The 21,168-nt window shown below is 52.1% G+C and carries 26 protein-coding genes; 11 read left to right on the forward strand and 15 right to left on the reverse strand.

Annotation, left to right across the window (positions count from 1 at the left end):
* Nucleotides 1-59: 59 nt before the first annotated feature.
* Nucleotides 60-1,169: a transglutaminase-like domain-containing protein gene (locus A3L14_RS06025; RefSeq protein WP_055429424.1), complete on the forward strand. Its 1,110-nt coding sequence runs from the start codon at nucleotides 60-62 to the stop codon at nucleotides 1,167-1,169.
* A 6-nt stretch (nucleotides 1,170-1,175) separates the two neighbouring features.
* Here the strand turns inward: A3L14_RS06025 and A3L14_RS06030 are convergent, their stop codons facing one another.
* The 10 genes from A3L14_RS06030 to A3L14_RS06075 all read right to left on the reverse strand — a co-directional run bounded on the left by A3L14_RS06030 (nucleotide 1,176) and on the right by A3L14_RS06075 (nucleotide 11,244).
* Complete coding sequence (locus A3L14_RS06030) at nucleotides 1,176-3,848, reverse strand: valine--tRNA ligase (RefSeq protein ID WP_055429423.1); 2,673 nt, start codon at nucleotides 3,846-3,848, stop codon at nucleotides 1,176-1,178.
* Between the two features lie 270 nt (nucleotides 3,849-4,118).
* Nucleotides 4,119-4,631, reverse strand: coding sequence for a hypothetical protein (locus tag A3L14_RS06035; RefSeq protein ID WP_074631218.1), 513 nt, complete (start codon nucleotides 4,629-4,631; stop codon nucleotides 4,119-4,121).
* 45 nt (nucleotides 4,632-4,676) lie between these two features.
* Nucleotides 4,677-5,339, reverse strand: coding sequence for a hypothetical protein (locus A3L14_RS06040; RefSeq protein WP_055429420.1), 663 nt, complete (start codon nucleotides 5,337-5,339; stop codon nucleotides 4,677-4,679).
* 119 nt (nucleotides 5,340-5,458) lie between these two features.
* Nucleotides 5,459-5,902, reverse strand: coding sequence for a hypothetical protein (locus tag A3L14_RS06045; RefSeq protein ID WP_055429419.1), 444 nt, complete (start codon nucleotides 5,900-5,902; stop codon nucleotides 5,459-5,461).
* Nucleotides 5,903-5,942: 40 nt separating this feature from the next.
* A complete protein-coding gene (locus A3L14_RS06050; RefSeq protein WP_232473286.1) occupies nucleotides 5,943-6,737 on the reverse strand; it encodes a hypothetical protein in 795 nt (264 codons plus the stop codon).
* 64 nt (nucleotides 6,738-6,801) lie between these two features.
* On the reverse strand, nucleotides 6,802-7,776 hold the full coding sequence (locus A3L14_RS06055) for a hypothetical protein (protein WP_055429417.1): 975 nt from the start codon (nucleotides 7,774-7,776) through the stop codon (nucleotides 6,802-6,804).
* A 115-nt stretch (nucleotides 7,777-7,891) separates the two neighbouring features.
* Nucleotides 7,892-8,638 carry a class I SAM-dependent methyltransferase gene (locus A3L14_RS06060; protein ID WP_055429416.1) on the reverse strand — a complete coding sequence of 249 codons (747 nt, stop codon included), beginning with the start codon at nucleotides 8,636-8,638 and terminating at the stop codon, nucleotides 7,892-7,894.
* Nucleotides 8,639-8,642: 4 nt separating this feature from the next.
* A complete protein-coding gene (locus tag A3L14_RS06065; RefSeq protein WP_055429415.1) occupies nucleotides 8,643-9,641 on the reverse strand; it encodes an aminotransferase class I/II-fold pyridoxal phosphate-dependent enzyme in 999 nt (332 codons plus the stop codon).
* Nucleotides 9,626-10,510: an adenosylcobinamide-phosphate synthase CbiB gene (cbiB, locus tag A3L14_RS06070; RefSeq protein ID WP_055429414.1), complete on the reverse strand. Its 885-nt coding sequence runs from the start codon at nucleotides 10,508-10,510 to the stop codon at nucleotides 9,626-9,628. Before cbiB ends, A3L14_RS06065 begins: the two co-directional genes overlap by 16 nt.
* Nucleotides 10,498-11,244 (reverse strand): uracil-DNA glycosylase family protein, encoded by a 747-nt coding sequence (locus A3L14_RS06075; protein ID WP_055429413.1) that lies wholly within the window; start codon nucleotides 11,242-11,244, stop codon nucleotides 10,498-10,500. The genes cbiB and A3L14_RS06075 overlap by 13 nt, the downstream gene beginning before the upstream one ends.
* A gap of 42 nt (nucleotides 11,245-11,286) precedes the next feature.
* Between A3L14_RS06075 and A3L14_RS06080 the strand changes: the two genes are divergently transcribed.
* The 5 genes from A3L14_RS06080 to A3L14_RS06100 are packed head-to-tail and all read left to right on the forward strand — an operon-like array spanning nucleotide 11,287 to nucleotide 13,661.
* Nucleotides 11,287-11,937, forward strand: a complete 651-nt coding sequence (locus tag A3L14_RS06080) for a PAB0415 family putative ATP pyrophosphatase (RefSeq protein WP_055429412.1) — start codon at nucleotides 11,287-11,289, stop codon at nucleotides 11,935-11,937.
* On the forward strand, nucleotides 11,934-12,359 hold the full coding sequence (gene cobZ / locus A3L14_RS06085; RefSeq protein WP_055429411.1) for an alpha-ribazole phosphatase CobZ: 426 nt from the start codon (nucleotides 11,934-11,936) through the stop codon (nucleotides 12,357-12,359). Before A3L14_RS06080 ends, cobZ begins: the two co-directional genes overlap by 4 nt.
* Nucleotides 12,356-13,051 carry an adenosylcobinamide-GDP ribazoletransferase gene (cobS, locus tag A3L14_RS06090; protein WP_055429410.1) on the forward strand — a complete coding sequence of 232 codons (696 nt, stop codon included), beginning with the start codon at nucleotides 12,356-12,358 and terminating at the stop codon, nucleotides 13,049-13,051. The genes cobZ and cobS overlap by 4 nt, the downstream gene beginning before the upstream one ends.
* A 33-nt stretch (nucleotides 13,052-13,084) precedes the next feature.
* Nucleotides 13,085-13,294, forward strand: a complete 210-nt coding sequence (locus A3L14_RS06095) for a DUF2281 domain-containing protein (RefSeq protein WP_055429409.1) — start codon at nucleotides 13,085-13,087, stop codon at nucleotides 13,292-13,294.
* On the forward strand, nucleotides 13,281-13,661 hold the full coding sequence (locus tag A3L14_RS06100; RefSeq protein ID WP_055429408.1) for a type II toxin-antitoxin system VapC family toxin: 381 nt from the start codon (nucleotides 13,281-13,283) through the stop codon (nucleotides 13,659-13,661). The genes A3L14_RS06095 and A3L14_RS06100 overlap by 14 nt, the downstream gene beginning before the upstream one ends.
* On the opposite strand, the gene A3L14_RS06105 is transcribed toward A3L14_RS06100, so the two are convergent.
* Nucleotides 13,648-14,778 (reverse strand): MJ1477/TM1410 family putative glycoside hydrolase, encoded by a 1,131-nt coding sequence (locus A3L14_RS06105; protein ID WP_055429407.1) that lies wholly within the window; start codon nucleotides 14,776-14,778, stop codon nucleotides 13,648-13,650. The genes A3L14_RS06100 and A3L14_RS06105 overlap by 14 nt on opposite strands.
* A 50-nt stretch (nucleotides 14,779-14,828) precedes the next feature.
* Here A3L14_RS06105 and A3L14_RS06110 point away from each other — a divergent pair, with 50 nt between their 5' ends.
* Nucleotides 14,829-15,368 (forward strand): NTP transferase domain-containing protein, encoded by a 540-nt coding sequence (locus A3L14_RS06110; protein WP_055429406.1) that lies wholly within the window; start codon nucleotides 14,829-14,831, stop codon nucleotides 15,366-15,368.
* The gene (locus A3L14_RS06115) at nucleotides 15,365-15,577 is read left to right on the forward strand and encodes a hypothetical protein (protein ID WP_055429405.1); all 213 of its coding nucleotides are present in this window, start codon (nucleotides 15,365-15,367) and stop codon (nucleotides 15,575-15,577) included. The genes A3L14_RS06110 and A3L14_RS06115 overlap by 4 nt, the downstream gene beginning before the upstream one ends.
* Here the strand turns inward: A3L14_RS06115 and A3L14_RS06120 are convergent.
* Nucleotides 15,574-17,025: a cobyric acid synthase gene (locus A3L14_RS06120; RefSeq protein WP_055429404.1), complete on the reverse strand. Its 1,452-nt coding sequence runs from the start codon at nucleotides 17,023-17,025 to the stop codon at nucleotides 15,574-15,576. The genes A3L14_RS06115 and A3L14_RS06120 overlap by 4 nt on opposite strands.
* Nucleotides 17,026-17,093: 68 nt before the next feature.
* Here A3L14_RS06120 and cobT point away from each other — a divergent pair, with 68 nt between their 5' ends.
* Nucleotides 17,094-18,101 carry a nicotinate mononucleotide-dependent phosphoribosyltransferase CobT gene (cobT, locus tag A3L14_RS06125; protein WP_074631216.1) on the forward strand — a complete coding sequence of 336 codons (1,008 nt, stop codon included), beginning with the start codon at nucleotides 17,094-17,096 and terminating at the stop codon, nucleotides 18,099-18,101.
* Here the strand turns inward: cobT and A3L14_RS06130 are convergent.
* Genes A3L14_RS06130 through A3L14_RS06140 form a run of 3 tightly spaced genes read right to left on the reverse strand, consistent with a single transcriptional unit; the run spans nucleotide 18,079 to nucleotide 19,359 of the window.
* Nucleotides 18,079-18,540: a type II toxin-antitoxin system VapC family toxin gene (locus A3L14_RS06130; RefSeq protein ID WP_074631215.1), complete on the reverse strand. Its 462-nt coding sequence runs from the start codon at nucleotides 18,538-18,540 to the stop codon at nucleotides 18,079-18,081. The genes cobT and A3L14_RS06130 overlap by 23 nt on opposite strands.
* Entirely contained in the window at nucleotides 18,530-18,736 is a 207-nt protein-coding gene (locus tag A3L14_RS06135) for a hypothetical protein (protein ID WP_055429403.1), read from the reverse strand. The genes A3L14_RS06130 and A3L14_RS06135 overlap by 11 nt, the downstream gene beginning before the upstream one ends.
* A gap of 29 nt (nucleotides 18,737-18,765) precedes the next feature.
* A complete protein-coding gene (locus A3L14_RS06140) occupies nucleotides 18,766-19,359 on the reverse strand; it encodes an adenosylcobinamide amidohydrolase (protein WP_074631213.1) in 594 nt (197 codons plus the stop codon).
* 101 nt (nucleotides 19,360-19,460) lie between these two features.
* Here A3L14_RS06140 and A3L14_RS06145 point away from each other — a divergent pair, with 101 nt between their 5' ends.
* Both A3L14_RS06145 and A3L14_RS06150 read left to right on the forward strand, forming a co-directional pair.
* Nucleotides 19,461-19,976, forward strand: a complete 516-nt coding sequence (locus A3L14_RS06145; protein WP_055429402.1) for a MogA/MoaB family molybdenum cofactor biosynthesis protein — start codon at nucleotides 19,461-19,463, stop codon at nucleotides 19,974-19,976.
* A gap of 1 nt (nucleotide 19,977) precedes the next feature.
* Entirely contained in the window at nucleotides 19,978-21,168 is a 1,191-nt protein-coding gene (locus tag A3L14_RS06150; protein WP_055429401.1) for a molybdopterin molybdotransferase MoeA, read from the forward strand.

Consider the following 21,168-nt stretch of genomic DNA (forward strand, 5'->3'; position numbering starts at 1 on the left):
CCATTCCTGCTCAATAGGAGGGTTAACTTAAAATATTCATTTTATGTTACATCGTAATAATGAAAGTCAGAAAGAATCCCATTGAGACTTCTCTGCCAACACTTCAGGACGTCCAATATGTAACTGCGATTTATCAGCGTCTAAGTGGGAATTCTGAGGCAGAAACACTCACAAACTTATTAGAATGGCAGGAACGAAATATACAGTACTGGAAAGAGAGATATTGGGCCGCTAGCGGGATAATGATATTTTTGATAATCATTATTTTTGTTCTTGTGACTCTCTTTTTTAGCGTGATCAATGTCCCATATCTGTCCTCATTATCAAAGAAGGCATTTTTGTTATTTGGACTTATCAGCATACTCATTTGCACCTTCCTTGTTGTATTTTTGTGTTTTATGCTACCTTATAACTATTATAATCTTGTAGCACAAGAGCGTCAGAGCCCCCCTAAGAAGCTTAAGAAAATGTTTAAGTTAGTTTACCATACGATTAAACCAAGTCTACCTATTAGTATAATCCTAGATTATCGGCTGGCAGTATGCAGGGATTATGCAAAGCTTACAGCTGCATTGCTTTTTAATTCTTATCCTGAGGTTTACTTCCTCACGCTTCCAAACCATGTTGCCGTTGCAGTCATGATAAACGGTAAATATTATGTTCTCGACCAGAAATTACCCATTATAAGTTTAGATAGCTGGATAAAAAGGTGGGAATGGCTCCTTTGGGCATTGAGACTTAAAAATAAGCTTTTGCTTAGAAGATACATTCCCGAGTGTAGCATGTATCTTGTCCAATTCGAAAAAAACCTAAATGGGACTATTTTAGCCAAACCCACTATTAGAGAGTATATACGTTACAAGGTAAAAACTTACGAGAAAGATGATATTAGAACTTGCATAGAAAAACTAGAGAAGCTCTTAATCAACAAATTTGGACTTAATTCGGTGAAAGCAATTAGTAGAAAACCAGATTTCACAATTACTCTAAAAAACTATGGGATTTATTGTGAAAATGATGAGATAATTTTGTATTCAATTGCGAGAAGCATTAGGAATCGCATCGAAGCAGAATTATCTGGAGGTATCAAGAAATTATCTGGTCTTAGAATTTTTATGAAAGATGATCAGGATTTACTTGTGGAGGTATATCTCAAAATGCAAAAATAAAAGGGCTCAGAAGAACACCACAACGGCATCCCCAACGACTGCCGTCTCGACCTCTTCGCCCTCGCTGAACACTGCCTTCCTGAGCACGATGTCCTCCTTGCCCAGCTCGACCGTCTGGCCTTCCACCTCAAACTCGACCTTTCCGGCCTCTTTGAGGGCCCTTGCAACCTCTTCCGCGTTCTCCTTGAGGTAGGCGGTGATCTTCGGCACGAGCTTGCCGTAGCGCGGGCCAACAGTCCTGAAGTTGGGCTTTATCTCAATGATGCGCTCCTCAAGTTCCGGCTCGCCCTGGATTATCTCCAGCTTCTCGATGTTCATGGTTCCGGCGATGTCCTTCTCGATGGCCTTCAGGGCCTCGTAGGAATCGGTGGCGTAGATGGCCACGTGCTTGAGCTTGGCGTTCAGAGCGAGGCCGTGGCTGTTCTTGTAGCGCCTCATGACACCGACTATCTCGCGGGCGAGCTCTCCGAGCCTCTCGGCCTCCTCGCTTATCCTGCCCTCATCGTACTTCGGCCACTCGAGGAGGTGCACGCTCTTGACACCAACGTGCCTCTTGAACATCTCCTGGTAGAGCTCCTCAGTTATGTGCGGCGCGAACGGAGCGAGGAGGAGCATCACGTTGTAAAGCAGCTCGTAGAGTGCCGCTTTCGCCTTCAGCTTGCTCTCCTCGTCGTCGCCGTAGAGGCGGTACTTGATCATCTCGATGTAATCGTCGGCCACCTCATGCCAGACGAAGGTCATCAGCTCTCTGGTGAGCAGGTTGAAGCGGTAGCGCTCCATCTCCTCGGCGGCGAACTTTATCAGCCTGTGGAGCCTGCTGAGTATCCAGCGGTCGATCGGCTCAAGCTCCTCCGGAGCGCTGCTCGGGTCAAAATCTACCAGATGACGCTCGGCGAAGCGGTAGATGTTCCAGACCTTCTGCAAAAACCTGTAGTTGTAGTCGACGATCTCCCACTTGAACGGGTGGTCCTCTCCGGGCGGAGCGAGGGCGGTCCAGAGGCGGAGCGCATCGGCGCCGTACTTCGGGATGACCTCGTCAGGGGCGACGACGTTGCCGTAGCTCTTGCTCATCTTCCTTCCGTCCGGGCCGGCCACCATTCCGTTGATGAGGACGTCATCCCAGGGCTTCTCGCCGGTTAGCTTATAGGTTCTGAATATCGTGTAGAAGGCCCACGTCCTTATGATGTCCGTCCCCTGCGGCCTGAGCGCGGTCGGGAAGTTGTGCTCGAACCAGCGCTTGGCCTCTTCGTCGCCCTTGATGGCCTCGTGCCACCGGGTTATGATGAGCGGGGTTATGCTTGAGTCTATCCAGCAGTCGAGGACGTCCGTGACGGGCTCAAGCTCGGCACCGCAGACCGGACACTTCTCGACCGGAGGTTTGTCAAAGCGCGGGTCAACCGGAAGGTCTTCTTCCCTCGCCGGAACCACGTGGCCGTTCTTGCAGACCCAGAACGGGAGCGTCGTTCCAAAGACCCTCTGTCTGCTGATGACCCAGTCCCAGTCCATACTCTCGGCCCAGTCCTTAAGCCTCAAGAACATGTCCTCGGGGTACCAGTTGATCTCCTCCGCGACCTTCACTATCTCGTCCGTGAAGTCCTTCACCCTGATGAACCACTGGGTCTTGGGGAGCAGCTCGATGGGCGCCATACAGGAGCTCCTCTCGGTGTGCCTCAGCACGCGATGGTGGACCTTCTGCTTCTTATATAGCAGGCCCATCTTTTCGAGGTCCTCGGCTATTACCTTCCTCGCCTCCTCGGTTTTCAGCCCCTTGTACGGCCCGGCGTTTTCGTTCATTGTGCCGTCCTCGTTGATTGCTATGATAACCGGCAGGTTGTAGCGCTTCTGCCAGACGACGTCCTGCTCGTCGCCGTAGGTACAGTTGTAGACCGCACCGGTTCCAAATTCGGGGTCAACGTCCTCATCGGCTATAACAGGCACTTCCCTCTCGAATATCGGGAGCTTAACCTTCTTACCTACCACGTCTTTGTAGCGCTCGTCGTCCGGGTGGACGAACACAGCGACACAGGCAGGCATCAGCTCGGGCCTCGTGGTGGCTATGGGGACGTAGCCGGAGCCGTCAGCTAAGGGGAGTTTGATGTAGTAGAGGTAGCCGTCCTCCTCGACGTAGCCAACCTCCGCTTTGGCGAGGCTTGTCCTGCATCTTGGACACCAGTAGACCGGGTGCTTGTCGCGGTAGAGCATGCCCTTCTCGTAGAACTCAAGGAGGGACTTCTGCACGGCAGCCTTGTACCAGTCGTCCATCGTGTGGTACTCAAGGTCCCAGTCGGCGGAATAGCCAATCCTAATGAACTGGTTTCTCATCGCCTCAATGGCCTGCCAGGTCCATTCGACGCACTTCTGGAGGAATTTCTCCGGCTGGTCTTTGCTGATTCCGAACTCCTTTTCGACCTTCAGCTCAGTCGGGAGGCCGTGGTTGTCAAAGCCCTGGGGGAAGAGCACGTTGTAGCCGGTCATTCTCTTATATCTCGCTATGATGTCGATCCAGGTGTGGCTGAGCACGTGACCGAGGTGGAGCGTTCCGCTCGTGAACGGGGGCGGGGTGTCTATCGCGTAGCTCGGTCTTTTCTCATCGAGCTCGTACTTGTAGATTTTCTCCTCAAGCCAGAACTTCTGCCACTTCGGCTCAATCTCGTTCGGGTCGTAGGTCTTAGGAAGCATGGGCATCACCCTTTCTGTTTTTTGAAGATGGGTTACCCTCAGAAGGGCGGCTTAAAAATCTTAGCAACGCCGGTGGTGCCGGAGTAAGGGCTAACCAAGAAGCGCGGAACGTATGGGATTCAAAGGGTGAAATCAGCGTTACGGTGGACGATAGGCACCACCAGGGTATAGAAATGAGCCCGAGGTTTAAAAAGTTTGGGGTTAAAGAGCTCTCAGAGGGACCCATTCCCGGAGATGAGCTTGTCCCATGTTATAGAGCATTCCACGGTCTTAGTCTCTGAGCACGTCCTTGTACTTGCTCTTCCGCACGAGCTCTTTAACCCTCTCGAGTCCTGTCAGGTAAGCCTCATCCCTGGTTCCCTTCAGGTACTCCTTGAGGAATTCCAGGGCGGCTTTCACGTACTCCCTGACTTCGACCCTCTCCCTGCCAATAAATCGTCCATCCTCGAAGGCCTCAATGAGCAGGTAATCGCCCTCCTTCCTAAACACCACTGGAGAGACAGGCTCGTAAGTGCCGAAACCCACCCTGAGTTTCCCGTCCCTGCAGTTCCTTCTTATCACCCACCTCTCGTCCTCCTCGAACTTTTCAAGCACGTAGGGGATTTCATCGCATGACGAGACTGCAAAGGTTACTGTAGCGAGCATTGCCGCCAGGGCCTGCACAATGTAGCAGAGTGCCAATACAAACTCTTTCCCGTTAATCTCAACCTCAATCTCAGCACCAAATCCCTCGGATTCCTCTAACTCTTCGAGAGTGAGATCAACCGAGAACTTAACCGGCATTAGAACCACCCTCTGGTCTTTCTCTTTAAAATTTTGAGATTTACTTTAGGGTTCCTTCAGAATTCTTCTGCTTAATAGCTTCCAGGCCTCCTCAACGTCATTTATTAGACTCGTGTATTCGCTAATCCCATGTTCTTCGAACAGCGGAATGTAGCCGCTGAGCTCTCCAAGTGCCGTTTTTACTATCCCTGCTACGTATCCTGCAAATATTTCGGTTTCCAACTCTGCAACTTGCTTGTAGGGGATACTAATTAAGTATAAAGTATCTATTTTCTTGAAAGCAAACATTGGAACCGTAGGATCATAACTCCCAAAAACCGAGTAAAAAACAGGGGTCAAAGTTAAAATCTCGGGTCTTCCCTTTAGAATCTCTTTAAGAATCTCCACATCTTCCGTTAACCATTCTGGAATGTCATGTACGTTCTTGAGCATCATGCCATTGAAATCAACCTCTCTGGGTATATCACTCAAAACAGCATAAAAAGCGAGCGCAGTGAGGTCTAAAAGAAACACCTCGAAGTTAACTGTTGCCTGGAATATTTCGTTTCTCCTGTAAAACATCCACACTTCATATTCCTCTAAACATTTAGTGATAATCAGTTCATGGCTGTCCCCTTTATTAATCCCGCGTTCTATGATTTCCTTTCCTAATTTTTCAAACTTTTCATAACCCCCATAAAATTTGAATTGAACTTCGAAATCCTCCATAATCCCCCTCCCATGATCGTCAATTCAGGTGCTTAAAAAATAAAAATTCGGTGCAACTCATCTATCCACTGGAAACGCTGTAACAATACGATACGTGCCGTCTTTCCATTGAATAACCCTCAACTTGTTTTTAGCCTCATTCCAGAGTAATGCTTTTCCAATGCGAGTTTTCTGTATTTTTTACTGGATCCGGGGCAATATGGCCTTCCACCTTCCATGGTCTCTTTGAGCATTTGGAGGAGCTGCTTGGCGGTTATCTGTTCGAATTTCGATTTGTAATCGTACATTCCCTTTTTAATGTGTCTTTCAATTATGTGTGTTGCCCCTTCATTGTCAATGATGACGTCTCCTTCCGGGAAGTAGCCGCCGCAGGCGTATCTTCCCCTGAACTTTACATTAAAGTTCTTGTATTCCTTCTCAAACTCCTCTGCAAGCTTTTTAGCATCGTTAGCGTCCCATCCGTTGAGGTATGCTTGTGCGAGGAGTTTGCCATACTCCTTCGGACTGAATAAGTCTTCGACAGCCTTGACTTCGTCTCTGGTTATTGTTATAACTGACTTCACTATGACGGGTTTCAGATTTTTGGAGGGGACTTAGATGGAGTTAAGCCTTCAGTCTTTCGAGTTCCCTTTCCGCATCTCTGATGGCCTCATCAATGGCCCTTAGGAGGACATTCTTTGGGACTTTGACGGCCATACCGGAATACAGGACGAATGCCAGCAAAAAGTCCTTCTCTAATTTTGCCGCGTAGAGAACTTCAAAGGGATCATAGGTTGAAAGGGTGAAGCGCACGAATGGAGGAACTGCCCCTGTCGAGAGCTTTTTAAGTCCGGTCAATTCCTGAAGAAGACCCAGTCTCTCTGGCTTTTGTGCCTCTCTAGAAGATAACCGTTTGATTTCACCATCAATGTCCCATTTGATCCGCCACTTCTCTCCAGGGAGGTTTTCGTCCGCAACGAAAGCCTTGAGAAGTTTAAGCTCCTTAACATACCCCTCGAGATTAACGAACGCCTCCAGTATGTACGTGCTCCCGTAAACTTGAATTTCGTACTCATCCATAACGTCCTCAGGTTCACCGAACATCTCAAGCACTTCAGGTGAAGGCGGCTTTAGCTTGAACCTGAGCCACTCCATCCGCACAGGTTTATTGTTGAGAACCTCTTGGACGTTCTCCAGGGATTTTCGAACTGTTCTATCGAACTTGCTTAGGGAAGTCTGCATTTCCCTGCCATCTGGCAGGATCAGACAAAACCCCCTTCCTTCTGCCCTTATCCTCAGATCCCAGAGCCTCCCCGGCAGATTCTCCATCGATTGGAGTGCCTTTAGGGAGCTCATGAATTCATCCAGCGTCACCGGGGTTTCGCTGATGAAAACCGGCCCATCCTCAAGCACCAGCACGGGGAATCCCCTGTCTCCATCTTGGAGGAAGAAGGAAAAAGCAAAGATTGAAATCACCTCCCCCTCAGTATCTCCCTGAAGATGGTGGGAATGCCGTAACTATCCGGTACATCCCCCACTTGATTCTCTCAATCACTACTACCACTTTCTTTCCCAGCTTTGGGGAATATCTAACAAGTACTATTCTCTGTTTTCCGTTAACAATGTCTCCACATGTAGTTTTATATGGATTTTCTATAGTCTTGCCCAGTTCGTTTAAAAGATCCACGGCGGAAATGTGAGTGAACTGATCTTTTCCAGGCTTTTTCTTGATATGGTTAACAATAATATGGTTTGCCCCTTTTGCATCAATGATAACATCTCCTCCTTCGAATACTCCACAATCGAGGTTTGCCCCATTGAAATACGCTCTGAAACCCCGGTACTGCTTATCAAACTCCTCTGCAAGCTTTTTAGCATCGTTAGCGTCCCATCCGTTGAGGTATGCTTGTGCGAGGAGTTTGCCATACTCCTTCGGACTGAATAAGTCTTCGACAGCCTTGACTTCGTCTCTGGTTATTGTTATAACTGACTTCACTATGACGGTTTCCTTTTTGAGGCCAAACCACTTCTTTTTAACATAGCCGTATCCAATTTCTACTTTAGTCCCCCATCGGTTCTTGTTCTCGATTCCTTTTGCCAGTTCTTGCCCATTGTATGAAATTCTGTCTGGAAGTTCTTTATAGAACGCTTCAGTGAACTCACTAACAGGTTTGGAGTACAAATATTTTGAAATTGCCAACACAACTCCGCTTATAAACACTACCCATCCTATGCCCGGAACAAATGTACCAAAGAATTTCTCTACTACAATCTCAGCACCAACATTCTCAGGCTGGATCTCACCGCCAGGCCTTTTCTCCGGACTGGGGTCTCCGGGTAGCGTTGCCGTACTGTTCACCGTCGCGTTAACGAAGCTGGCAGTAGCACTGGCTCCACTGACCATCATTCCAAAGAAGAGCAACACAAGGGTTAGAACAAGGAACCGCTTCCAGCCCATGAGTTCACCTCCAATATTGTTCATAAGGATAACAAATTCAAGTCTTAAAAAATTTTCTACTATTAGTATTAACAAAACAACAGCAATTAAAATTAGGTTACTTCACAAAGTTGCATCATTTCATCGCCACCAGCCAGTACCTCCTGTCGTTGGGGCTCAGCTCGTGCCCATCTCCGTAGATTTTGACCTTCCTGAAATGCTTCCCAGCTAGGAGTCTCATCTCCCTCGGGGTGTAGATGTTGAGCTCGTCGTCCACCATGAAGGCTCTAACGCTCCCGTCGGGCTTAACTATTTGAACCAGCCTCTTGAAGCGGAGCTTCTGGAAGGCCGGCTCGACCTCTCGCCAGTCGGTTATGACTAGCCTCTCATCTCCTTTCGTCTCGTCCCAGACTATCGGGCCGTCCCTCCCGCCGTAGTGCCATGCTGGGAAGTCGGCTATAAAGACCCCTCCTGGCCGGAGGGCTCTTTTCACTGAATTAAATAACTGTTGAATTGCAGAATCATCGAAATAGGTAATCGAGGAGAAGAACATGGTCACCGCGTCGAACTCCTCCTCAAAATCAACCTCCAACGCGTCCCCCTGAATGAACTCGACGCTAAGCCCTCCCCTTTCGGCCTTTCTTCTCGCGACGGTCAGCATCTCCTCGTGGAGGTCTAAACCGACAACCTCGTACCCTCTCCTTGCGAGCTCAAGGGTCGGAATTCCGGTGCCGCAGGCGAGGTCGAGAACCCGCGTTACTTCTCGTTCGGCTTCGTTCCGGAAGAGCTCCTCCACAAAGTCAATCTCATCTCCAACCCGTTCTGCCCTCCTCCGGTAAATGGCATCGTAGTATTCTGCCAAAACCGTGTAGAGCTCGTGCATGGCATCACCGAAAAAATGAAGTGGGCTTCAGATTTAAAACCCTTACCCCCAGCTCCCGAAAAGCTTCGATAAGCTTCTCGTTTTCCTCTGGCTTTCTGACACTGAACCGCACGTATCGAGGTAGTCCAAAGCTCGTGCAGTTCCTCACGAGGATTCCCCTGCGCTTAAGGGCCTCGACGGTTTCTTTGGCGTCACCTACGTCCTTTATGAAGAAGTTCGCGTCGCTCTTGACGTTTAAAGCCCTCTCAAGCCTTTCCTTCTCCCGCCAGATTAGGGGCATCGTCTTCCTCAGATGCTCGAAGCCGTCCTCAATCACGAACTCAAGGAAGGCCAGGCCAAGGGAACCTATGCTCCATGGCATCCGGACGCTTCTAAAATACTCAGTAAAGCCGAGAACGTAGCCCACCCTTATCCCGGGAAGGCCATAGCTCTTGGTGAACGTCCTCAGCTTTACGATGTTCTCACCTTCCAGACTTTTGGCATCTTTCACGAAGTCTATGAAGGCCTCATCGAGGACGAGAAGAGCCCCTTTATCCTCGACGGCGTCGAGTAGGGGCCTGAGCTCCCTTGGTCGGTAGAACCGCCCCTCGGGATTGTTGGGGTTGCAGAAGAAGACGACACTTTCCTTTTCCACAAATGCGGCCAGCTTCTCGGGCTCGTTGGGGCCCTTCACAATCCTTGCACCGAAAATCCTGGCGACGCGCTCGTACTCGCCGTAGGTGTGGTGGAGGATTATCACCCTCCTTCCGCGGAGCGCGAGGATGCCGATTAGATAGAGCGCCTCGGTGATGCCGGCCGTTAGGGTTAGAGGTTCCCCTATCAGCTCGGCAAGCCCTTCTTCAAGCTTCTCGTAGTAAGGATACCTGTCGCTTATCTCTTTGGAGCGCTCAAACATCTCGTCGAGCCACTCTGGAGCATAGGGATTCAGCGAGGCCGAGAAGTCCAGCAAACCTTCTTCCCTGCTCCCGCCGTGGTAGGTTGAGAACTTCACGGGCTCAAGCATGGGAACACCCCCAGCAACAGCATTAAAACAACAATTCCGATCCATTCAGCAACGATGAACCAATAAACCCTTAGGGCTCGCCCGATATCATCGTTCTCTGGAGTCCTGCCTGGAAAGCGGTAAATGCCGGGTTTTTCCAGCCAGACGCCGAGGAGGGCTGACATCGCTGAGATGGGTTTGTCAGAGTTGAGTTTGAACCTAGCGAGGCGGTAGTGCTGGAGAACCTTTCTTCCACCGAAAGGAAGGTAGAGAAGAACTGTCAATCGGGCCGGAATGAAGTTGAGGATGTCATCCAACCTGGCGGAAAACTTGCCAAAATATTCATAGCGCTCGTTCCTGTAGCCGAGCATAGCATCCAAAGTGTTCACCGCACGGTAGATTAAGGCCCCTGGGAGGCCAAAAAGGAGGAAGTAGAACAGCGGGGCGATTACTGAGTCGTTGAGGTTCTCGGCGAGGCTTTCTATTGAGGCGGAGTTGAGGTGGGCCTCATCGAGAGCTCTGGTGTCTCTGCTCACTACCATAGAGACGGCCTTCCGCTTCTCCCCGATGTCCCCAGTTATCGTCCTCGCGACGTGCTCGTGAAGGCTTCTTATCGCAAAGGAGCCCTTGAGAAGGTAAACGGCCAGAGCATAGTTGAGCGGGAAGGTGAGGTAGAACGGGAGGAGCGAGAGAGCTAAGGCAAAGATGACAACGATGAGAGCAACCAGTGCCCCTGCGAGAAAATCCCGGAGAGGGCTTTTTCTTTCCCACCTTTTGTCAAGAAAGCCCGCCATCTTTCCGAACCACACCACAGGGTGGACTAACCCCGGCGGTTCTCCAAGGAGCAGGTCCCATAGTAATGCGAAAATAAAGACGGCTAAAACTTCCATTTTCCAGAGGCCTCCCTTATGGGGGAATACTCCTCCAGCATCTCCTCGCTCGGTTCTCTAACTCCTCTCCGCACGTACCAGGCCGGATGTTTGAGGTACATGAACTCAAAGCCGAGCCGTTTCAGGGCCTTCTCCGCTGTTCTGCCAACCGCGAAGATGGTCCTCGGCTTCAAGGCTTCAAGTTCCATCGAGAGTAGCTCAAGCTCGCCCTCGCCGAAGCCCCTCAACCTGTTAGCGGGCGGGTTGCACTTCACAACGTTGGTGATGTAAAGAAAGTCAGGGTTGATGCCCAGAGTGAAGAGCGTCTTCCTAAGCAACATGCCCGAGGCGTCGCGGTAGAAGCATATCCCGGTCTTTCCGCAGCCCTTCCTTCCCGGTGCCTCTCCAACGAGGACAACCCCCGAACCGGCCCAGCCGTTGGCGAAGGGAAGGCCATCGAACTCGCCCACCCTGAGCTGATAGCGGTAGTACTCCTCGCGGCAGAACCGTAGGGGGTCTTTGAGGAGCTCGCGGTAGAGGCCTTCCAGCTCCCGGGCTTTTCTCTCGTCTTCCCCGTTCACGACGAGGAATCTCTCCATCGGGTTGTATATCGTCCTCGCGTAGACCCCGTAGGTCTTCTCGTCCAAGCTCAGGAAATCCCTCCAGTCGCGGAGGGCTAACGGAATTACTTTAAGATTGGCAGGGTTTGTGTAGACCCCACCGACCTTTTTGAGGTTCTCAAACGGCAGGAGCATAATGGATAAAAAGTCCAGGGGGTTTATAGGTTTGGTGGTTCGATGTCTCACGAGGAGGGAATTGCATTCTTTTCCGGTGGAAAGGACGGGCTTTACGCGGTCCATCTTGCGGAGAGAAAAGGGATTAAAGTCCCCTATCTGCTCACGCTGAAAACCACAATAGGCCTTTCACCCCACCGGGAAAATCTCGGAGCTTTAGAAACACTCGCCGGAGCAATGGGAAAGGAACTGCTCACCTTCGACATGGGGGAGGGAAGCGAAGCTTTGGCGGAGTTCATAGGCTCTCTCGGCGTTGATTACCTCATAGCGGGAGACGTTCTGCTTGAGGATCACCTGAGGTGGGTTGAGCGTCTCGCCCGTGAGGCCGGTGTGACTCCATTTGAACCCCTCTGGGAACGGGACACGGGGGAGCTCGCCGTTGAAATGCTTGAGGCTGGCTTTGAATACGCGATGATTGCGGTCAACAAGGAGAAGCTCGACAGAGAGTGGCTTGGCTACACCTTCCGCTCGGTTGATGACCTGGAGTTCTTCCTCCGTAAAAATCCCAGCGTTGACCCGATTGGAGAGATGGGAGAGTTCCACACGGTCATTTTGAGAGCTCCTCTCTTCCAGGAACGCTTTGTCCTTGAGGTGTTCTCAACTGAGGAAAGCGAGAGGTATTACTGGCTAAAGTTTAGGCTGGTGGGAGAATGAGGGCTGAAGAAATCTTCCTCAAAAAACTCGAATCAAAAGGCATAACCCTCGACTCCCTGCTCGACACGGCTCTGGAGCTCTACATAGGTGAGGAGCGGGAAAAGATTCGAGAAGAACTTCATGAGCTGATGCTGAAGTATTTGAGCGACATCAACGTTCAGGCATTAATTCTTTCCGCTCTCCTGCTTGAGGAGAACTTCACGGTCGAAGGCGACCCTGTGAATTTAGTGGCGGACGAGCTGATTGGAATAAACATCGCCGAATACATAGGTGGAAAGATGGCGCTCTTCAACTTCTTCTACTACGACACAAGGAAGCCCGGGATTCTGGCGGAGCTACCGCCCTTTTTGGACGATGCCATCGGAGGCTTCATAGCGGGCTGCATGACGAGGCTCTTCGAATCGGAGGCGGACTGGCCATGAGGAACCTCCTGCCGTTCTTGACACGGGTGCCAATCAAGGGCGACTTCGAAAAAGCCCGCGAGGAGCTCTGGGCCTTTCCACTCGTTGCATTGGTTAGTTCAGCGCTCCCAACGCTCGTCCTCTACTTAAGGCTTCCCCTCTCGAACGTCCTAGCGGTTATCGCGCTTTACTTCACCATTGGCCTCCTTCACCTTGACGGCTTGGCGGACTTTGCCGACGGAGTGATGGTCAAGGGCGAGCGGGAGAGGAAGATAAAGGCCATGAAGGACGTAAACACAGGTATAGCCGGCCTCTTTGCCGTGGTAATGGTTCTGCTCCTGCAGGTTTACTCGCTCGGGCTCGTTCCTTTCTACGCGCTCTTGTTAGCCGAGCTGAACTCAAAGCTCGCCATGCTCCTCGCTCTGGCAACAAAGAAACCGCTCGGCCAGGGGCTTGGGGCGTACTTCATGGAGAAGATAGACAACGGCCAGCTCCTCGGCGGGCTCGTTTTCTACGCCATCCTCCTCGCCCCTGTAGTTGTCTACGAGCAAAATGCCCTGGTCTCGCTCCTCGGTCTGGCCTTCGGGGGCTACGCCATCAAAGCTGCCCTCGGCAACTTCGGCGGGATAAACGGCGACTGCCTTGGAGCGGTTGCGGAGGTAACAAGGACCGGGACGCTTTTGGTCATGGCGTTTGCGGGGCAATGGATTTAAAGGGTAACAAGATAAGAACGGTGCGGTGGGATAATGGAAGAGGTGGAGAGAATATTTGCCAAGCTTCCACCCGAGGCCCGGAGGGAGCTTTTAGACTACGCGGAATTCCTGCTTCAGAAATATGGAAAGCGAGAGGCTAGAGGATTTAAGTTTACATGGGAAGGAAAGCTGAAGGACGTTAAGATGACCTCCGTTGAACTTCAGCACAAGGCCTTGGAGTGGCGGGAGGATGTATCTGGTTGACACGAACGTCTTCCTTGAGATTCTCCTCGGTCAAGAAAAGAAAGAGATAGCAAAGCGATTCTTGAATTCACACCCAGGAGAACTTGTTATGAGCGATTTTACCCTTCATTCGATAGGGGTTGTTCTTTTTAGGCTTGGACGAGCTGAGGTTTTCTTGGACTTCCTCCAAGACACGCTTCCAAACGTCGAAATTGTAACGCTTTCTGATTCGGAGTACCAAAAGGTCGTCGAGTTTCACCAGAAGTATGGATTGGATTTTGACGATGCGTATCAATGTGCCGTTGCAGTTTCAAGGGACCTAACTATTGTAACAATGGACGAAGATTTTAGAAAAGCCCCATATTCCGTCAAGGTTATTTTTCTGTAGGAGGCTGAATCCCCGGAATCACATCGAGTCTATCGAGCTCCCTGCCCTCGAAGGCCGCATAAGGCAGGTATCCCCTATCCTGGGCCTTTTCTATAAAGTCGAGGATTCTCACGAGGTCTTCCTCGCCCCTTGTCCCGTCGTCAACGTAGTCCACAACCAGAACGACTTTTCCGGCCTTGACAACCCTATCAAGGAGTGAAACCTTTTCGCCCGTCCAGGGACTCGACCCAAGGCCGTCGTAGAAGACATCTTCACTCGCCCAGCCCGAAACCGTCTCAAGGAGCGTTCCATTGTCGTATTCGAGCAGATACTCCCCATTCTGGGGAATTATTATGAAGCTCGGTCCTGCCTTGGAGCGTGTGTAGTTCGCTATTTCCAGGATAAACTCAATCATCTGCCTGGCCGTCCAGCTCTCGTTGTAGCCGTTCTTGGCCCAGAACCAGTACTCATCGACCTTGTCGAGGTAAACGCCCGAAAAACCCTGCGCGATGATTTTGTCGAGGTACTTAAAGATGATTTGCTTCCACCCCTCCTCCCAGTACTTGACGGCGTAGTTGCCCTCCCAGTCCGGATTCTCCGGCCCGAGCCATCCAGGAGAGTTCTCTTTCCACCCCTCTTTCCAGTAGAAGCGGTAATTCTCGGCCTCGCCGATGCTGATGTAGGCTATGGGGATTACCCCCGCCCTCTTAATCATCTCGATTTCTTCCCGCGTGTAGGCCCTCTCATCGCTCCCGTCCCTTGAGTAGTCCATGACAACCAGCTCAAAGCCGCTCCTCGCTATAACCTCCGGACTCGCGTTCTGGAGCCAGTACGCCCAGCCCCTAACCGAGGAGAGGTTCAGCCTTCCCTTAACCTGGATTTGGCTTGAGTCTTCACCTTTTGGAGTGGTCTGAGTCGTTGGTGTTACGTTTTGCTGGGCTATTTTGGGGAAGGTTGCGTTCGATGGAACCGGAAAGGAGGTGTGCGATAACTGAAAAGGAGAAGACGTCGTCTCAGGTATGGAGCGGGAAGAGGACGAGATCGAAGTCGTGCTGGTTTTCTCTGCTGGAGCGTTTGAAAGACAGGCGGATGCCAAAACTATGAGGAGCGAGAGGAGTAGCACGCCGGCGAGCCGCATAGAGGTAGTTGGGCGGAAGACCTTTTAACCGTTGCCCGCTATCAACTCCCATGATAATCATCATGGCCGGCGGAAGGTCGAGCAGGATGGGCCAAGAAAAGCCTGTCCTGAAGGTAGGAAATAGGTCGATGCTCCTGCGCGTTTACGAGGAGACCGAAAAGGTTGGAGAAACCCTCGTTGCCGTCTCCAAGAAGGCGCCGAAGACGAGGGAGCTCTGCCTCCGCGAGGGGATTTCCTTTGTTGAGACGCCGGGGAACGGCTACGTTGAGGATCTGATTTACCTTCTTCGCGAGTTTGGGCCTTTCGTCAGCGTTTCCGCCGATCTGCCCTTCCTGAAGGCGAGTGATGTAGTGGCCATCGAGAAGGCCTTTGACGGGAGAACTAGTCTAACCGGCGTTCTTCCCCCAAAGCTCGTTCCGAAGGACTTAAGACCTGTTGTTTATCGGGGCTACGCGATAGTCGGCCTCAACGCCGTCGGAACTGAGGGAGAGCGATTTTTCGAGCTGAGCAACCCGCTCTTGGCTTTGAACGTGAACACACCGGAAGAGTTAAAGCTCGCCAACCGAATATCCCGTCTGGTGGGAAGATGAGGGGCAGTGAGGTTAAGGGTGCAATAGCCTTCGTTCTCTTCATGATCATCGCGGGACTGTTCCTCTTCGGCTTCCTGCTCTTTGCAGTGGTTCTAATCCTCATCAGTCTGCTCCTTTTCCTCGGCTTCTACCTCTACGTCCGCCTGAAGCTCTGGCGGGCGAGGAGACACCCACCCAAGGAGCTTGAGGGGCCTGAGGACTACTTTTAGAGCCCCAGCTCCCCTAAAATCCTCTCCACGTCGAGGTTCCTCTCAACAATCCCCGCGAACCTCTCAATTTCCTCCTCTATGCTCCACCGCCCAATTGAAACCGGCTCAAGGCCCTTCTCTGCCCTCAGGAAGTTGAGGAAGCGCTCGGTGAAGACGAAGTTGTGAAAGATGCCGTGGAGGTATGTCCCGAAGGCCCTCTTCCCGATGGCCCCCTCAGGCTCAAAGGTTTTCGCCCCGTTGATAGCAGTTATGACCGAGAAAGGCCTCTCAGAGGTGCTCCTGCCGAAGCGTATCTCGTAGCCCTCAACCGCCGTTCCCTTTGCCGGCCCCCACAGAACTTTAGCGGTTAAGTGGTTCGTCCTCTTGGTCTTTTCGAAGACGGTCTTAGCAGGCAGAAGGCCGATGCCATTCACAGTTCCTCGCTTCGACTCAACAGTATCTATTATCTTCTCACCCAGCATCTGGAAGCCGCCGCAGATTCCGACGACGAAAGAACCCTCGCGGTGGGCCTCTATTATGGCATCTTCAAAGCCGTTCTTCCTTAGCCAGAGCAAATCCTCGACTGTGTTCTTGCTCCCGGGGACTATGATAACGTCGCCTCCGATTTCCTCCGCTTTGGTGACGTAATCAACGCCGTTGGCCCAGTGGAGGGGCTCAAAGTCGGTGAAGTTGCTTATGTGGGGCAGCTTGATTACCTGTATGTGGAGCTCGCCTCTGACTTTTGGAAACTCTGCTAAGGAGTCCTCCTCCGGTAAGCGGTGCTCGACGTACGGGATAACGCCCAAGGTGGGCTTCCCGTAGCGCTTTTCAAGGTACTCGAAGCCGGGCTTTAGGAGCGATGCATCCCCCCGGAACCTGTTGAAGACGAAGCCGATTATCGCTTCCCTCTCCCGTTCACTCAAAAGCTCCATCGTGCCCACTATCGAGGCAAAGCTCCCGCCCCGGTCTATGTCGGTAACGAGGATTCCCTTTGCCTTTGCGTAGAGCATCACCCTCGTGTTCGCTATGTCGTAGTCCTTGAGGTTGATTTCGACAGGACTGCCGGCGCCTTCGATTATGACGAGGTCGTGCTTCTCCTTCAGCTCATTGAGAACGGTCATCGCCTTCCTGAAGAGCTCCTCCTTCTTGGACAGCATGTAGTCTCTGGCCGAAACGCTTCCCACTGGCTTCCCCATGAAGACGACCTGGCTTCTCATGTTGCCCTCAGGCTTGAGCAGAATCGGGTTGAACTTAACGCTGGGCTTTTTCCGGCAGGCTATTGCCTGCAAATACTGCGCCCTGCTTATCTCGCCCCCTTCGATGCTCGGCGCTGAGTTCAGGCTCATGTTCTGGCTCTTGAATGGAACGACGTCGTAGCCGAGGTTTGAGAGGATTCTGCACAAAGCCGTGACGAGGAGCGACTTGCCAGCTCCGGACAAGGTTCCTAAGACCATCAAGGCATCTCCCATTCTCCCACCGTTCGGAGTTGGCCGAAGGGCATATAAACCCTTGGATAAAAAGTCCAGCGGTGGTTGAAATGGAGAGCCTCTTCCTGCTGGTTTTGGGTAACACGGAGATAAGCACAGTCCCGGGAATAAGTGTGGCCGGGGCTACACCCGAACTTACCAGACTCACCCCAGTAGCCGATGCGGAGTACCTCTTCCACGAGAAGCCCCTGACTATTGACGTAATCCCCGTAACCCCTGAAGGCCACCCGACGCCGGCTATAATCACCAAAGCGGCGAAGGAGCTTGCGAACTTCCCGGTTCTAGTTGTCAGGGGTGGAACATATCTCGCTCCCTTCATCCCCCATATCCACATCAGCAACGCCGTCGGGAGGGACTTTAGGAAAGAACCTGCACTGCCGGAGTTTGGGGAGATAATCAGGCGCGCCAAGCTCCTCGGCGAGGAGCTGAACAAGATGCCAATCAAGGAACTCGTCATCGGTGAATCAACGCCTGGCGGAACTACAACTGCCCAGGCCGTTCTGTGGGCGCTCGGGTATGAAGCTAAGACGAGTTCGGCCTCGCCCAATAACCCTCAAAGCCTGAAGGAGAAGGTAATCAGCGAGGCCTTCAAGAGGGCCGGAATCGAGAAGGGCCAGCTCAGAGACAATCCTCTCGAAGCTCTAAGGCAGTTCGGCGACTCTATGCTGGCGACGGTGATAGGTGTCTCCCTCGGCTTCAGGAAGAACGTCGTCCTGGCTGGAGGAACGCAGATGCTGGCCGTCTCAGCGCTCCTAGGGGCCCTCGGCGAGAGCCTTGATAGGTTCATGATAGCCACAACAAAGTGGGTGGTAAACGACAAAAGCGCAACCTTCCTCGAAACGGCGAGGGAAATCGGGATAGTAAGCTACGCCGCAGACCTGGACTTCTCGAAGAGCGAGTTCAAGGGATTAAGGGACTACGAGAGGGGCTACGTCAAGGAAGGAGTTGGAGCGGGAGGGGCGACGTGGCTGGCCGTTAAAGCCGGTTTTTCGCCAGAAGAAGTCAGCAAAAAGGTCGAGGAGCTTTACGGAAGGCTCATGGAGATGAAATCCACCTGAGGAGCTCTGCCCTAATTCCAGCTTTTACCGCTTTTTCGTACATCTTTTTGTCGTCGGTTATCAGCTTGGCATCGGCTCTTTCTGCACATGCTAGGAAAAGGACGTCAAAACCGCTTGCCTTTGTAGTAATTCCCAGGTCAATGGCGGTTTCAAGGAGATAAACGTCCGAGTACAGCAGGGAATGCTCGGTGATAAAACTAACCGCGAGCCTAGAAAGGGCAGGATTGTTGGAGAGGCGTGAGACAACGGAAGCCGTCTCCACAAGCATAACAACCGGCTCGTGTAGCAGTATCCTACCCATGGTCACTTCATCGAGAATGGACTTCGCTTTTCTGTGAAGCGCGAGCCGGGAGTAGTAAACTTCGTCCCTTTTCTTCCGCTTTGGTGGAACAAAGCCCTTCACGAAGACGCTCGTGTCAAGGACGAGGTCAGTAGTCATAGTCTCTCTCCCTCATCTCCCGTACCATCTCGGTTATGTCTTCCACCTCTTCTGTATACTCCGTCTGCTCTTCTGCAAGTTGAATTAGCTCCTCAAGAGTAACCTTGCTCTTACGAAGTCCCTTTAACCGTATTTTCAACAGGAGATTCTGTGCATCGAGGAAGAGCCTTTCGACTTGGGCCTCCACGTCCTCCATTCTCTCACCAACTTTAATAGGGGTTGAAGCTATTTAACACTTCTTGTCCTCTCCCACTTCCTCAGGCTCTCCGCGAGGGCTTTCCTGACGGCTTTCCCGATGTTTATTCCCAGCTCCGTCGCCGTTCCCGCCCACTCAATTTCGCCTTCAAAGGCAAAAACGCCTATCCCATCGCTTGTCGTTCCCGTCGCGTTGTAACCGAGGCTGAGGAGAGTGTATGTCTTTGCCTCCGTTGCCGTCATTATTGCGTTGGCCATAGCACCGACGGCCAGGCCTTCCCGTATGACAAGGGCAATGTTTATCGTCCCCGGCTTCCAGGGAGGCGGCACATCGCCTGCTATCGCTGGGTTTGTGATTCCTGCGGTGACATAGGCAGTAACGCTTCCACGCCTTGAAACCGCGAGTACCTTTTTGACGTCGGCCGCCGTCATGAAGCCGACAAAGTTTTTGATTCCATGCTCCTCCTCAAATCTCGCGCAGTCCCGCCTGTAGTTTCCAGAGTAGTCCCTGGGAACCATCATGAAGAAGAAGCCGTTCGCCTTTGCCAGGCCCCCGCGGTGGGGTGCGTTGCTGAGGGCCAGCATCGGCTCGTCAAAAGGCCTGATAAAGTGCTCAAACTCCATGTATGCATATCCGCGGATGGGGATATAACGCTTGCGCCGTTAAACGCTTCCGTTTGCTGAAAGGTTATTAAGTTCAGGGACAAGCTTAATCGGGTGATGGTATGGGAGCGGAAGAACACAAAAAGAAGGCCCCACGGAAGTTCAAGTTCGCGGTCATAACTGTGAGCGACACCGCGAGCAGGGGCGAGAAGGAGGATAAGAGCGGGAAGTTCCTCGTTGAGGAGCTTAAAAAGGCCGGGCATGAGAGGGTGCTCTACAAAATCGTCCCCGACGAGAAGATAGAGATAATTGGCGCCGTTGTCGAGGCCTTTGAGAGGGGAGCTGAAGTTGTCGTTACCTCCGGCGGAACCGGAATAGCGAGCAGGGACGTTACGATAGAAAGCATCAGACCGCTGTTCGACAAGGAGCTGACCGGCTTCGGTGAGATTTTCAGGCTTATGAGCTACGAGGAGATAGGCACCGCGGCGGTCATGACGAGAGCAACCGCAGGGATAATCAGAAGCTCCGGAAGGGCAATGGCAATCTTTTGCCTGCCGGGGAGTCTAGGCGCGGCGAAGACTGGGATCAGGATAATTCTGAACGAAGCAGGTCACGTCCTCAAGCACGGGAGGGAGTGAGATGAGGGAGTTCAAACGCCTCACACCCTATAAAGAAGCTTTAAGCCTGCTCCTCGATGATTTAAGCGAGATTGATGAAGTTGAAGAAATTCCGCTGAAAGAGGCACTCGGACGGGTCTTGGCCGAGGACATCGTTTCTCCCATGGACAGTCCCCCCTTCGACCGTTCCGCTGTGGACGGCTATGCCCTCCGCGCCGAGGACACATTCCCTGCGAGGGAATACAGTCCGGTCGAGCTTGGGGTTATAGACGAGATAGTCGCAGGTGAGGAGAGCAAAGCCAAGGTGGAACCCGGAACGGCGGTAAAGCTCATGACCGGCTCAAAGATGCCGAAGGGGGCAAACGCCGTCCTCATGCAGGAGATGGCAGAGCGAGATGGGGACATTATAAGGGTCCTCCGTCCGGTTGCCCCAGGCCAGAACGTGGCATTCAAGGGGGAGGACGTTAAGAAAGGTGAAGTGGTTCTGAGAAAAGGCCATATCCTCAGGCCACAGGACTTAGCGCTCCTAAAGAGCCTCGGCTTCAAGAGTGTGAAAGTCAAGAGAAAGCCCCGTGTTGGGATAATAGTTACCGGCGACGAGCTGATTGAGGAGTTTGATGAGGACGCGCTGAAGGCAGGAAAGATTATGGAGAGCAACTCGATTATGCTTATGGGGCTGGTGCGGCAGTACTTTGGGCAACCGGTTTTCTACGGGGTCGTGCCAGACGACGAGGAGAGGATAAGGAACGTCATTGAGACGGCAAAAGAAGAATGCGACCTCGTTCTCGTCACCGGCGGCTCTGCCTTCGGTGACAGGGACTTCGCTCACCGCTTCGTCAAGCTCCTCTTCCACGGAACGACGATAAAGCCCGGAAGGCCAGTTGGTTACGGCGAAAGGGCCTTCATAATGAGCGGCTACCCAGCGGCGGTTTTTACTCAGTTCCACCTGTATGTCAAACACGCCTTAGCGAAGCTGGTGGGGGCTAGGAACTACGAGGTGAAGGTTTACGCCCGACTCACCGAGCGCGTTCCAAGCCAGCTCGGGAGACACGAGTTCGTGAAGGTCTGGTATGAGAACGGAGAAGCCAGACCAATCAAGAAGAAGGGCAGTGGCATAATAAGCCCGCTGGTGGAGAGCAACGGCTATATAGTTATTCCGGAGGACAGTGAGGGATATCTGGAAGGGGAAACCGTGGAAGTCGTGCTCTACTGA

Origin of the sequence: Thermococcus thioreducens, from assembly GCF_002214545.1 — an archaeon.
GTDB classification, from domain to species: Archaea; Methanobacteriota_B; Thermococci; order Thermococcales; family Thermococcaceae; genus Thermococcus; species Thermococcus thioreducens.